The organism is Neisseria sp. CP9 (assembly GCF_047758525.1).
Classification (GTDB): Bacteria; Pseudomonadota; Gammaproteobacteria; order Burkholderiales; family Neisseriaceae; genus Neisseria.
Map to the genome: position 1 here is coordinate 1,743,213 of NZ_CP180502.1, position 12,570 is coordinate 1,755,782.

Here is a 12,570-nt window from a genome sequence, read left to right on the forward strand (position 1 = left end):
AGGTCGGGCAGAGGGTTTAGAGCGTCTCAAAACCGTTTTCAGACGACCTCAAACCACGGCAAACAGCAGCGCCGACACTGAAAAGCCGATGGCGGCAATCAGCGTTTGGTTGACCGTCCATGTTTTCAGCGTGGTCGGTACGTCCATATCCAAAAGGCGGCCGACCAGCCAGAAGCCTGAGTCGTTGAAGTGGCTGCAACCGACCGAGCCTGCCGCGGTTGCCAAAACGACGCAGGCGAGTTGCCAGTCGTTGAAGCCTGCGGCGGCAACGGCAGGCGCCATCAATGCGGCGGCGGTCGTCAGCGCGACGGTTGCCGAACCTTGCGCGATACGCAGCGCCAAAGCCACCAAGAAGCAGCCCAGCAATACGGGTATGCCCAAATTTGCCATGCTGTCCGCCAACGCCTGACCGATGCCCGATGCGCGCAACACGCCGCCGAACATTCCGCCCGCGCCGGTAATCAAGATGACCGAACAAACGGGAGCGAGTGCGCCGTCCACCGTTTTCTCCAGCGCGCTTGCCTTTTCGCCGCATTTTCTGCCCAAAACATAAAGTGCCACCAAAACCGAAATCAGCAGCGCGACAGGGGTCGAACCGATCATGCGCGCCACCTGTACCCAATGTTCGTCCGCGCTGACGACTTTTTCACTGATTAAGGTGGACAGCCCTGTGTTCATAAAAATCAACAGCATAGGAATCAGCATAATGCCGACCACGGTCGAAGCCTTGGCAGGCGTTTGCGGCCGGTCGTTGTCCACCGCGCCGCCGCTGAGCAAATCGGGAACGGGAACGCGGATGGTGCGTCCCAAAATTTGACCCAGCAAATAGCCGCTGACATACCAAGTGAACATGGCGACGGGCAATCCCAAAATCAGCACCTGACCGATGTTCGCCGAATAAAACTCCGAAGCCGCAATCGGACCGGGGTGGGGCGGCAGGAAAACGTGCATTACCGAAAACGCGCCGATAGACGCCAACGCATAAGGCAACACGTCCTGCTTCATGCGCCGCGCCGTTGCGAAGACAATCGGTAGCATCACCACCAATCCCGCATCAAAGAAAATCGGGAAACCGAAAATCAGCGACGCCACACCCAAAGCAAACGGCGCGCGCTTTTCGCCGAACATCCGAATCAGCGCATCCGCCAGCGACTGCGCCCCGCCCGAAGTTTCCACCAGCCGCCCGAGCATCGCGCCCAAGCCGACCAGCAAAGCCACGCTGCCAAGCGTGCCGCCGAAGTTTTTCAGCAGAACGTCGTTCACAATCTTATCCATCGGCAGCCCCGTCGCTACCGCCGTCAGTAGGCTCACCGACACCAAGGTCAACAGCGCGTGGACACGCAGTTTCACAATCAACAGCAAAATCAGCACAATCGCCATCACCGCAATACCCAGCAGCCAGCCCGCGCTCAAAGTCTGAGTCCAACCGTCCATTTTGAAGCCTTTCTTTGTAATCAGAATACAAGGTATAGTGGATTAACTTTAAATCAGGACAAGGCGACGAAGCCGCAGACAGTACAGATAGTACGGCAAGGCGAGGCAACGCCGTACTGGTTTAAATTTAATCCACTATAGTTAAGGTTTTTCAAACGTATCAAATAGACCATAGCACGATTTGCAACGGGGCGGTATGGCGATTTTTGATGCTATAAGCGATTAATTTTTTGATGAATTTTAATGATGAATGAGAGATGAAATAGAGGGCGGAAAAGACAAGGTCGGATAAGGTATTAAATAAGGTGGAGAGGTCGTCTGAAAGTTTCTTTATCGGGTTTGGAACATGAAATATTATGCAAAAAAGGTCGTCTGAAACTTTCAGACGACCTTTTCATTACATCAACCTTACTATCAAGCCGCGTTGTCAAAGCCGCTGTGGCGCAGCAGTGCGTCTATGCTCGGTTCGCGTCCACGGAAGGACTTGAAGGATTCTGCCGCGCTGCGGGAGCCGCCGACGGCGAGGATTTCCTGCCAGAAGCGTTTGCCTGTGGCGGCGACGTCGTCGCTTTCTTCAAAGGCGGCGTAGGCGTCGGCGCTGAGGACTTCGGCCCATGCGTAGCTGTAATAGCCTGCGGAGTAGCCGCCGGCGAAGATATGACCGAAGCTGTTGGCGAAGCGGTTGTATTCGGGCGGTTGGATGACGGCGACTTCTTTGCGCACGCTGTCTAAAACCTGTTGCCAGTTTTTCAGACGACCTTCGTTGTCTTCGCTGTAAATGGTCATGTCGAAGAGGGCGAATTCCATTTGGCGGACGAGGAACATGCCGCGTTGGAAGTTTTTGGCGGCGAGCATTTTGTCGAAGAGTTCTTTCGGCAGGGGATCGCCGGTTTCTTCGTGGGCGGACATTTGTGCCAAGACGTCGTATTCCCAGACGAAGTTTTCCATAAACTGGCTGGGCAGCTCGACTGCGTCCCACTCGACGCCGTTGATACCGGATACGCCCAGTTCGTCCACTTGGGTAAGCAGGTGGTGCAGGCCGTGGCCGGTTTCGTGGAAGAGGGTGAGGATTTCGTCATGTCTCAGGCGGGCTTCTTTGCCGCCGACGGGCGGGGTGAAGTTGCAGACGAGGTAGGCGGTGGGCAGTTGCAGCGTGCCGTCGGCGAAGCGGCGGCGGCCTTTGTAGTCGTTCATCCACGCGCCGCCGCGTTTGCCTTCGCGGGCGTAGAGGTCCATATAGACGCCGCCTATGGTTTTGCCGTTTTGTTCCAGCTCGAAGTAGCGCACGTCTTTGTGCCAGACGGGAACGGTTTTTTCGGCGAATCCGATGCCGTAGAGTTTTTTGATTTGGGCGAACAGGCCTGCCAGAACTTTGCTGACGGGGAAGTATTTTTTGACTTCGGTTTCACTGAATGCGTATTTGGCTTCGCGCAGTTTTTCGCTGGCGTAGCTCAAATCCCACGGCTGCGGGTCGGCGAGGTTCAGGCTTTCGCGGGCGAAGGCTTTGACTTCGGCGAGGTCTTTTTCGGCGTAGGGTTTGGCGCGGCGGGCGAGGTCGTGCAGGAAGGTGAGGACTTGTTCGGGGGTGTCCGCCATTTTGGTTGCCAGCGACAATTCGGCGTAGTTTTTGAAGCCGAGCAGTTTGGCGGTTTGCAGGGCGTTTTCGAGCGTGCGGTCGATGTTGGCGGTGTTGTCGAATTTGCCGTCGTCTGAAAGTTCGCTGGCGCGGGTAACGTAGGCGCGGTAGATTTGTTCGCGCAGTTCGCGGTTGTCGGCGTATTGGATGACGGCGAGGTAGTGCGGAATCTGCAAACCGATTTTGTAGCCTGTTTTGCCTTCGCTTTGTGCGGCGGCGGCAAACATGGCGAGCGAGTCTTCGGGAATGCCGGCAAGCGGTGCGGCGTCGTCGAAGTAGAGGGCGAAGGCGTCGGTCGCATCTAAGACGTTTTGCGAGAATTTGGCGGAGAGTTGCGCGCCTTCGGTTTGCAGTTTCGCCAGTTCTGCCTGCTGTTCGGGCGGCAGTTCCGCGCCGCTGAGGACGAAATCGCGCAGGTCGTGGTTGAGCTTGGTTTGCTGTGCGGGGGAGAGGGTCTCAAATTCGGGGGAGTTTTTGATGGTTTTGAAGCGGTTGTACAGCTCGATGTCTTGTCCGATTTCGGTGAAGAAGATGGTGATTTCGGGCATCAGTTCGTTATAGACGGCGCGCAGTTCGGGCGTATCGACGACGGAGTTGAGGTGCGACACGACGCCCCAAATCCTGCCGACGCGCTCGGTAATGCCGGTCAGGCGTTCGACGGTGTTTGCCCAGTCGGTGTGCGTTTGGGCTTTGACTTCGGCAATCTGCGCGCGCGCTTCGGCGATGGCGGTTTGCAGGGCGGGTTTGATGTCGGCGGTTTGGATTTGGTCGAAACGGGGTTCTTCGCCCAAATGGAGCAGTACGTTGTCGGTCATGGATGGGATTCCTTTGTGTGGGTGGCGGGTTCGGACGGAGGTCGTCTGAAAAATGGCTGCCGCCTGAGTCAATGGGAAAATGGGGATAATGTGTGTCTGGGTTTTAGGTTTGCCGTTCGGGCGAACCGATTGTGTTTTCAGACGACCTGTTTGGATTCGGGGTCGTCTGAAAACGATGGGGCAAACGATAGGGGAGATATAGTGCCATCTTGTCGGGCTTAAAGCGTCTTTCCTTGTTTTTACGCTATTCTGCGCCGCGCGGGTTGGATTTGAGCGGGGCGGCGAGGTCGAGGCTCATCGGTGTGCCGGCGGGGGCGAACACGGCTTGTGCGATATTGGTTTGCAGTGAGTCGGCAAACGCGCCGCGGTAGATTTTCGCGCCTTGGTGGGTCAGGTTGGATTGGACGTCGACATAGACTTCGCCGCCAATTTGCTGCCACAGGCGGCAGAATGTGTAGTCTTCGGAAAGGTAGCGTTTGCTTTCGGGATCGACCATGCAGTCGAAGAAGCGGTAGTGCAGCCCTTTGTCTTCGCGCTTGTAGTCGCTGTCGGAGATGTAGTTCAGCTCGGGGTAGGCTGTCATCATTTTTTCAAACACGCTGCGTTTGATGACCATGAATCCGGTCGGTGCGTCATCGACTTTCATAAAGCCTTCTTCATCGACGCGCAGGACGATTTCGCCGTTTTCGTTTTTATCGCCTGTGTTGACGGTGTAGGCGGTGTACATCCGCTCGAAATCCGCTTGGGTCGTGCCGGCGGGAACGCCTTCGTCCGGCCAGTTTTCGCGTTTCAGCGGATAAATGCCGGCAACGACGTTTTTATCTGCCAAAAGCAGGCGGTAGAACGCTTCGGCGGAAAAACCGATGTCGGAGTCGATCCAGAAGAGGTGCGTCCATTCTTTGTTTTCTAAAAAGGTCGCCACGCAATTATTGCGCGCGCGGGTAATCAGGCTTTCGCCGCGCTGCATCATCACTTGCAGCGGCCAGCCGTTTTGCGCGCTGGTGTTGACGATATTGAGCAGCGAAAGGACGTAATTGTGGAAATATTTCCCGTCGTGGCTGGGCGTCATGATGACGGGGTACATTTGCGTAAGGGCGGATTCGGGCAACATAGTATTTTCCTGATTATTAATAGATTATGGGGTTAAGCTTGAGGGTTTAGCAGGCGGTATTGTACGCGCAAAAACTCATCTAACACCGCCTGCTGGATTTCTAAACGCTTCGCCACGGGCGAGGCATAGCGCACAATGATAAGGTACACCTTGTCGTCATGCGGCACGCGGGTTACGCGTGGCTGGGCGGCGGGAGTGATAAATAATTTTTCTGCCTGAACATTATCCAAATGCTGTTGGATAGCAGGCACATAAGGTTGGCATAAAGGCTCGAGTACGGCTTTCAGACGACCTACAATCACATCCGAATCCAAATGAATCGGCACGGGAATCTCCACCGTATGAATCACATAATCGCCCAAGATATTGTCGCGGCGGACGGAATGGTTTAAAAGCAGGCTGTTCGGGAACGACAGCGTTTTACCCGAAAGCTGACCGACCAGCGGGTTCGGACCGATCTGCATCATCAGCGTGTTCAAAAGATTAATATCGACCACGCGCCCGCGCAGGCCGTTGACTTCGATATAGTCGCCGACAGAATATTGTTTCGTTACCGAGCGCAAGATGCTGCCCGACAAACACATAATCAGTTCCTTCGTCGCCACCACAATCGCCGCCGCTACGGCAAACATCGACAGCGCCAGCGTCTGAATTTGTGTCGCCCAAATCACTGCCAACCCGAAAATGGTCAAAATCAGCGTCAGATTGCGACTGAGTACCAAGGAGCGGCGTTTTTCCTCGATGCTGTAATGCGGGTGCCGGCGCAGATACAGGTTCAGCAAAACGCCCCGAAAAACCAGCAGCGCCATGACCATCAGCACCGATTCCACCACTTCCTCGCGCACCGGCAGCGTATGCAGCCATTGCCGTACTGTGTCCCACATAGTGTAAAAATCCTATATTTATCTTGATATTGTTTTCAGACGACCTATACGCATCATCGGCATGAACTGCCAAGCCGTCTAGGAAATGACATTATAAATGATAACGAATGGTGAGGTCGTCTGAAACATCCGCAAGAGTCATAATATCGAAATGGCGCGTTCAGACGACCCTCAAAGCCTATAATGATATACCGTAACACTATGTTAATAAAGAGAAAATTGTTTACCAGGTTGCCAAAAAAGGATACTATAGGGGCGTAACCTAAAGGGTTTGAATTAACTACCGATAACGAGGAATCAAAATGACTTGCAAAATCCACGATCATCATGATCATACCCACGGTGCCGGTTGCGGCCATACCGCCATCAAACATGACGACCACACCGACTATCTGCACGACGGTCATCTGCACCACGAACACAACGGTCATTACGACGAACACAGCTTAAGCGTCAATGAAACCAATCCTGACGGCTGCCATCCTGTCGATACCTGCAAAGGCCACGTTCACGGCGAAGGCTGCGGTCACGAAGCCGTACCGCACGGCGATCACACCGACTACATCGTCAACGGCCGCCTGCACCACCAACACGGCGACCACTGCGACGATCACGGTCCGGTTGAGATTGTGAAGTAAACGCAATAGAAGAAGTTTCTTCCGAATAAGCGTTAAAAACAAAAGGTCGTCTGAAAATGCTGCTTCCGTAAAAAAAACGGAATGGCGTTTTCAGACGACCTTTTGTGTTTTCCATCTTATTGGGAAGGAGAGGGGGAGAGGTAAATGGCTTTATTTTTTGTTTGTTAAACCAGGTTCTATTAGATAGTTATGCTCTATCGTTTATGATTTCAATAAATCCGATAAGCTATCATCTTCTTCCGCTGCAACCGTATATTTCTCTTGTGCCCATTCGCCTAAGTCAATCAATCGGCAACGCTGACTGCAAAAAGGACGGTATTTGCTCTCTTCATTCCATATCACCGGCTTTTGACAGGTCGGACATTTCACAGTCGTTACTTCAGTCATTATTTATTCCTTCCAAATCATTTATGCTTTGTTTGTTGCTTGAGATATTTCACTTTAGGGCAATAATGTACTAAATTTTGAGTTGCCGGCATATCCCAGATATAGTGGATTAAATTTAAATCAGGACAAGGCGACGAAGCCTCAGACAGTACAGATAGTACGGCAAGGCGAGGCAACGCCGTACTGGTTTAAAGTTAATCCACTATAAAACCTGTGCAAGCCCTGAATTTTCTTGGTCAATTCAGATAAAGTCCCTTCATTTTCTAAGACATCATCTGCATAGAGCAGCCGCGTTTTGCGGCTGGCCTGAGTGTTTATAATGCGCTTGATCTCTTCTGTATTCAAACCGCTTCTTTGCTGAACACGAAGAATTTGCGTTGCTTCAGAAACGTCGATAACCAACACTCTATCGACAGCCGCTAAAAATTCCGGATTTTCAATCAGCAAAGGTACATCGATAATGCCGTATGCTGCGTTAGGGTAGCGGGTTTTTGCCGATTTGATTTCATTTAAAATCAAAGGCAGCAACACCTCCTCCAATTCTTTTTTGGCTTGAGGTCGTCTGAAAACCAGATCCCTCAAAGCAGCACGGTTCAGACTGTTTTGAGTATGAAAAACCTTGTCGCCAAAAAGACGGCGGATAGCCGGTAATGCTATACCGTTATCCGCCGTCAGATTTCGATTCAGGGCGTCGGCATCAATGTGCGGGACACCCAAATCAGAAAAGATTTTTGCTGCTTGAGATTTCCCGCTGCCGATACCACCCGTCAAACCTATCCATAAAGTCATATTAAAACCCTGATTTGGTCAGCCACCAAGTGACGGCACGATGTACCGGCTCATTAGCTACCAAAATAATCCAGCCGGCAATGGCCAAACTCGGACCGAAAGCAAAATATTGTCCTTTGGCAACCCGTCCGACAATCGCACCAATCAGACCAATTAACGCTGCCATAAAGACCAATACAGGTAAAATGCCGACCCCAAGCCATGCACCTAGAGCAGCCAGCAATTTAAAATCGCCGTTACCCATACCGATTTTTCCAGTCAAAAGCTTATAAATGAAACATAACAACCATAAGCTCATGTAACCGAAAACTGCACCTAAGACGGCGGATTTCAATGGCACGAATGTACCGTTCAAATTAAACAGCAAACCTAACCATATCAACGGCAGGGTAAGGCTGTCAGGTAAATATTGAGTATCCGCATCGATAAAGGTCAATGCAATCAATATCGCAGTCAATATCAAACCACCGAATGTCGCCATGGTCCAGCCATATTGCCACGCCACTACGCCAAACAATATACCGGTCAATAATTCAATTAAGGGATAACGGATGCTGATGGGCGTTTTACACGAACCACATTTACCGCCAAGCATCAGATAACTGACAATCGGAATATTTTGCCAAGCCTTTACCGGAGCATGACACTTAGGGCAGCGGGAATCCGGTTTCATCAAATTGAATGGTTGCTGCTCTTGCTCAGTTAATTCAAGTTGCAAATGCTCTTTCGCAAACTGAGTCCAGCCGCGTTCCATCATGACAGGAACGCGGTAAATGACGACATTAAGAAAACTTCCGATTAACAAACCAACGACAATAGATAGCGGAATAGCGAATGGCGCTAATGTATCCAAAGATTCCAACATATTAACCTACTACGTTGCCGAGGTTAAACAGCGGCAGATACATTGCTACCAACAGTGTGCCGATGATAGAGCCTAAGACTACCATAATAATGGGCTCCATCAGTGAGGATAATTGTGCTACAGAGTTATCAACTTCATCCTCGTAAAATTCAGCAGCCTTATTCAGCATATCATCGAGGGAGCCGGATTCTTCACCAATAGCAGCCATTTGAATAACCATATTGGGGAACATATCCGTACTTTGCATACTCGAAGTCAAAGAAAGACCTTGAGTAACTTTCGCACGAATGTCCTGTGTTGCCTCCTCATAAAGGATATTACCGGCTGCCCCTGCTACTGAATCTAAAACTTCTACCAAAGGTACACCTGCTGCGAACAGGGTGGAAGTGGTACGAGCCCAGCGAGCAATAGTTGCTTTACGGACAATTTGACCAAAAATTGGTAAACGTAAAACCATTGCATCTATACGTTTCTGGAAATTTGGTGATTTTTCATGTAGTTTATAAACACCAAAACAAATGGCAATCACCATAACAATCATCAGCCACCCATATTCCACGAATATTTTAGAAATATCCATAACAATTTTGGTTAAACCAGGCAATTCAGCACCCATCCCAGCATAAACTTTACCAAATTCGGGCAGTACCCAACGCATCATCACGAAGATCAATGCTATTGCAACAACTACAATGGAAATCGGATACGTCAGTGCGGTTTTTACTTTTTTCTTAATGGCTTGCGTTTTCTCTTTATATACAGCAAGTTTATCCAATAGGCTTTCCAAAACACCACCAGCTTCGCCAGCCGCAATCAGATTGCAATAAAAACGGTCGAAATATTTTGGGTATTTGGCAAATGATTTACCTAATGCACTACCTTGTTCCACATCTGCACGGACTTGCATCAACATTTCAGTCATGGATGGGTTGGAGTGTCCGCGTGCGACAATTTCAAAAGCCTGCATTAAAGGCAGACCTGCTTTCATCATGGTGGCAAGTTGACGGGTAAAGACAGTGATGTCTTCCTGAGTAATACGACGCTTTTTAGTTGCCTTTACTTTACTGATACGTAAAGGGCGTATCCCGCGACGTTGGAGCTTTTTACGCGCTTCTTCTTCGTCTTTGGCGACTACTTCGCCTCGGACTAATTGATCAGTATTGGTATTTTTACCTTCAAACGTAAAACGTTTGCCTTTGTTTTTTTGAGCGAATAAGCCTTTTTTTTGCTCTGCTTGAGCCATTTTGTTACCCCTTGGTTTAATGTTTAAGAATGAAGAAAACAAAAGTCCCCGTATTTCTTCGATTCAATGGTTTAATCGTTAGTGTGAGCAATAACTTCTTCTAATGAAGTCAAACCTTGCATAACTTTTAATAAGCCTGCGCGGCGTAAATCGACCATGCCTTCTTTATAGGCCATGTTCATAATATCAACTTCCGTACCATTATTCATAATGACACGTTGCATTTCCTCGGTAATCGGCATCACTTCGTAGACGCCGACACGGCCTTTGAAGCCTTTACCACGGCAACTATCGCAGCCGACAGGACGGTAGAGTTTCCAATCCTTTGCTAAATCTTCATCTGTAAATCCTGCTTTTTTTAATGCGGGAACTGGAGGACGCTCAACCTCGCGTTTACAACTTGAACACAGACGACGCAATAGTCGTTGCGCCATAATTAAGCTGACGGAACTGGCAATGTTGAATGGAGCGACCCCCATGTTCAACATACGGGATAGGGTCGCAGGCGCGTTATTGGTATGCAACGTTGAAAACACCATATGTCCGGTTTGTGCCGCTTTGATGGCAATATCCGCGGTTTCCAAGTCCCGAATCTCACCTACCATGATAATGTCAGGGTCTTGTCGCAAGAAAGATTTCAACGCCGCAGCAAAAGTCAACCCTTGTTTGTCATTGACGTTGACTTGGTTAATGCCGGGTAAATTAATCTCGGCCGGGTCTTCTGCGGTGGAAATATTGACGTCTTCTGTATTTAAAATATTCAAGCAAGTATAAAGTGATACGGTTTTACCGGAGCCTGTCGGACCTGTTACCAATACCATGCCATAAGGGCGATGAATGGCCTCAAGCAACATTTCTTTTTGGAAAGGCTCGAACCCCAGTTGGTCAATATTTAAAGTCGCTGCGTCAGAATTCAGGATACGCATTACCACTTTTTCGCCAAAAAGTGTAGGTAACGTGCTTACACGGAAGTCAATGGGACGACCATGTTTATGGAAAGCGATTTGGATACGACCATCTTGTGGAACGCGTTTTTCAGAAATGTCTAAACGTGCCATTACTTTGATGCGTGAGGCCAGTTGTCCGCGTACGGCGACAGGTGGTTGAACCACTTCCCTTAGCTGTCCATCTACACGAAAACGGACACGAGCCATTTGTTCATAAAATTCGAAATGTATATCGGATGCGCCTGCATTTAGTGCATCTGATAAAGTTTTGTGAATAAAACGTGGAATAGGCCCATCTTCAGCCTCTTCGTTGTCAATATAAAGCGCCTGAGAGGGCTGGGCAGCTTCTTGTTCTTCACTAATTTCTTTTAAGATGGTAGTAGAACGTTGTCCTAACCATTCTAGAAGGGAACTTAATTGATCGTCAGGTACGACAACCAAATCTATCGTCACACCTGAAGAAAAAGTGATTTTTTGGAAGTTTTGGATTTGTGTCGGGTCGGATACGGCCAAATAAACTTTACGGCCGCGACGGAATATGGGTATGCAGCGATTTTGAACCATTTGTTCTTCGCTTAAAACATCAGTTATGACATTACTGCGAGGATAATGATGCAAATCCAATAAGGGGTAGCTGAATACACGTGCGACTAATTCTCCCAAGCTTCTAGGAGAGATGATGCCGTCCGCAAAAAGCATGGGTAAGATTTCTTTACCTGATTTTAAGGCGCTGCCGTAATGTTCAGCTTGTGCATTTGTAATGGTCTGGCTTTGAAGCAGTACGCGTAATAGTCCGATACTCATTATTCAATTATCCATTTCTTGTATAACCTTTTATACAGTAAATATTTTCAGGCATCATACCGATGAAATATCTTACAAAAAGGAGCCCCCATTGGTTACTTGATATTTTGTATTCAACTGTATTAAAAGGAAATTTTATTTTAAGTGTCTTTATTTATTGTTAAGGAATAATATGATATTCCGATGGTATGTGCAATCCCTTATTTATGCAGAATATTATAGGGAGGGTGGTTTGGAAATTTTTAAGGAGCCGCTATTATAAGGCAAACAATACAGTTGCAACACTTCTCGGCGGAACTTTGTATGAGACTCTCTTAGAGTGATTGCTTTGGATGCTGTTTCTAGCGGGATAATTTGGTGGTATTTAAGAGACAGTATGGTGGGGATAGACCACATGTAGGTTGTCTGAAAACTAAAAATGCGAAAAGCCGAATCATGTTTGAGTACATGATCCGGCGTTGATTTGATATGAGCGACTATTTCAGTAAATTAAAAATAGGGACTCAGTTCATTAGTCGATAATTTATTGGCGAATACGAGTTTGCGCGGGAGCAGGTGCAACTTCGCGAATAATGACTTCACGAACAACTTGAGGTTCTGCTTTTTTCGGACCGCAGCCTTCAGGCATCCAATAGAATGATTGGGCATTTTTGTCTTTATCGAACAGAATTTTGAATTGGCAAGTTTTGTGTTCGCCATTTTCACGGTAGTTGAACAAGTAGTCCCACTCACGCACGCCATAAAGACCTTCTTGGAAGTGAGGACGTCCAATCAGTTCATAGATTTGGTCTTTATTCATGCCGGCTTCAATTTGACGGACATTATCCCAGTTTGGCCAAGAACCATGTTGGGTACCATCGTGACGCAGGGTGGTTTTTGCTGCATCAGGCCATACGGGATTGTCAGTAGTGCCTTCTTTGCTAACTTTGCTCAGATTACCACAGGCTGCCAAGGCGAGTGCTGCAATTGCAGGCAATGCGAATTTCGATAATTTCATGTTTTTTTCCTTTTATATCA

11 protein-coding genes and 1 pseudogene are annotated in these 12,570 nt (G+C 48.8%); 2 read left to right on the forward strand and 10 right to left on the reverse strand.

What is annotated here, in order from left to right:
- Positions 1-48 precede the first annotated feature (48 nt).
- The gene (locus ACMYUL_RS08330) at positions 49-1,434 is read right to left on the reverse strand and encodes a GntP family permease (RefSeq protein ID WP_415769926.1); all 1,386 of its coding nucleotides are present in this window, start codon (positions 1,432-1,434) and stop codon (positions 49-51) included.
- Positions 1,435-1,461: 27 nt separating this feature from the next.
- Here ACMYUL_RS08330 and ACMYUL_RS08335 point away from each other — a divergent pair.
- Positions 1,462-1,572 (forward strand): annotated as a pseudogene (locus tag ACMYUL_RS08335) (IS5/IS1182 family transposase); the annotation flags it as partial.
- Positions 1,573-1,848: 276 nt separating this feature from the next.
- On the opposite strand, the gene ACMYUL_RS08340 reads toward ACMYUL_RS08335, so the two are convergent.
- The 3 genes from ACMYUL_RS08340 to ACMYUL_RS08350 form a co-directional block, all read right to left on the reverse strand.
- Positions 1,849-3,885: a M3 family metallopeptidase gene (locus ACMYUL_RS08340; protein ID WP_415769928.1), complete on the reverse strand. Its 2,037-nt coding sequence runs from the start codon at positions 3,883-3,885 to the stop codon at positions 1,849-1,851.
- A gap of 244 nt (positions 3,886-4,129) precedes the next feature.
- On the reverse strand, positions 4,130-4,996 hold the full coding sequence (locus ACMYUL_RS08345; protein ID WP_415769930.1) for a hypothetical protein: 867 nt from the start codon (positions 4,994-4,996) through the stop codon (positions 4,130-4,132).
- Positions 4,997-5,028: 32 nt separating this feature from the next.
- Positions 5,029-5,880: a mechanosensitive ion channel domain-containing protein gene (locus tag ACMYUL_RS08350; protein ID WP_415769932.1), complete on the reverse strand. Its 852-nt coding sequence runs from the start codon at positions 5,878-5,880 to the stop codon at positions 5,029-5,031.
- Between the two features lie 302 nt (positions 5,881-6,182).
- On the opposite strand from ACMYUL_RS08350, the gene ACMYUL_RS08355 reads away from it, so the two are divergent.
- Positions 6,183-6,518 carry a hypothetical protein gene (locus ACMYUL_RS08355; RefSeq protein ID WP_070496033.1) on the forward strand — a complete coding sequence of 112 codons (336 nt, stop codon included), beginning with the start codon at positions 6,183-6,185 and terminating at the stop codon, positions 6,516-6,518.
- Between the two features lie 201 nt (positions 6,519-6,719).
- On the opposite strand, the gene yacG is transcribed toward ACMYUL_RS08355, so the two are convergent.
- The 6 genes from yacG to ACMYUL_RS08385 all read right to left on the reverse strand — a co-directional run bounded on the left by yacG (position 6,720) and on the right by ACMYUL_RS08385 (position 12,550).
- Entirely contained in the window at positions 6,720-6,905 is a 186-nt protein-coding gene (gene yacG, locus ACMYUL_RS08360) for a DNA gyrase inhibitor YacG (RefSeq protein WP_080980613.1), read from the reverse strand.
- Positions 6,906-7,046: 141 nt separating this feature from the next.
- Entirely contained in the window at positions 7,047-7,694 is a 648-nt protein-coding gene (gene coaE, locus ACMYUL_RS08365) for a dephospho-CoA kinase (RefSeq protein ID WP_415769935.1), read from the reverse strand.
- Position 7,695: 1 nt separating this feature from the next.
- Entirely contained in the window at positions 7,696-8,559 is an 864-nt protein-coding gene (locus ACMYUL_RS08370; RefSeq protein WP_342031888.1) for an A24 family peptidase, read from the reverse strand.
- A 1-nt stretch (position 8,560) separates the two neighbouring features.
- Complete coding sequence (locus tag ACMYUL_RS08375) at positions 8,561-9,802, reverse strand: type II secretion system F family protein (RefSeq protein WP_342031889.1); 1,242 nt, start codon at positions 9,800-9,802, stop codon at positions 8,561-8,563.
- A gap of 71 nt (positions 9,803-9,873) precedes the next feature.
- Positions 9,874-11,553 (reverse strand): type IV-A pilus assembly ATPase PilB, encoded by a 1,680-nt coding sequence (pilB, locus tag ACMYUL_RS08380; protein WP_342031890.1) that lies wholly within the window; start codon positions 11,551-11,553, stop codon positions 9,874-9,876.
- Positions 11,554-12,076: 523 nt separating this feature from the next.
- Positions 12,077-12,550, reverse strand: coding sequence for an outer membrane protein assembly factor BamE (locus ACMYUL_RS08385; protein ID WP_342031891.1), 474 nt, complete (start codon positions 12,548-12,550; stop codon positions 12,077-12,079).
- Positions 12,551-12,570: the final 20 nt, after the last annotated feature.

Bases quoted from the DNA above. Each gene is read 5' to 3' on its own strand.
- ACMYUL_RS08330 (WP_415769926.1), bottom strand. From the start codon at position 1,434: ATGGACGGTTGGACTCAGACTTTGAGCGCGGGCTGGCTGCTGGGTATT.
- ACMYUL_RS08340 (WP_415769928.1), bottom strand. From the start codon at position 3,885: ATGACCGACAACGTACTGCTCCATTTGGGCGAAGAACCCCGTTTCGAC.
- ACMYUL_RS08345 (WP_415769930.1), bottom strand. From the start codon at position 4,996: ATGTTGCCCGAATCCGCCCTTACGCAAATGTACCCCGTCATCATGACG.
- ACMYUL_RS08350 (WP_415769932.1), bottom strand. From the start codon at position 5,880: ATGTGGGACACAGTACGGCAATGGCTGCATACGCTGCCGGTGCGCGAG.
- ACMYUL_RS08355 (WP_070496033.1), top strand. From the start codon at position 6,183: ATGACTTGCAAAATCCACGATCATCATGATCATACCCACGGTGCCGGT.
- yacG (WP_080980613.1), bottom strand. From the start codon at position 6,905: ATGACTGAAGTAACGACTGTGAAATGTCCGACCTGTCAAAAGCCGGTG.
- coaE (WP_415769935.1), bottom strand. From the start codon at position 7,694: ATGACTTTATGGATAGGTTTGACGGGTGGTATCGGCAGCGGGAAATCT.
- ACMYUL_RS08370 (WP_342031888.1), bottom strand. From the start codon at position 8,559: ATGTTGGAATCTTTGGATACATTAGCGCCATTCGCTATTCCGCTATCT.
- ACMYUL_RS08375 (WP_342031889.1), bottom strand. From the start codon at position 9,802: ATGGCTCAAGCAGAGCAAAAAAAAGGCTTATTCGCTCAAAAAAACAAA.
- pilB (WP_342031890.1), bottom strand. From the start codon at position 11,553: ATGAGTATCGGACTATTACGCGTACTGCTTCAAAGCCAGACCATTACA.
- ACMYUL_RS08385 (WP_342031891.1), bottom strand. From the start codon at position 12,550: ATGAAATTATCGAAATTCGCATTGCCTGCAATTGCAGCACTCGCCTTG.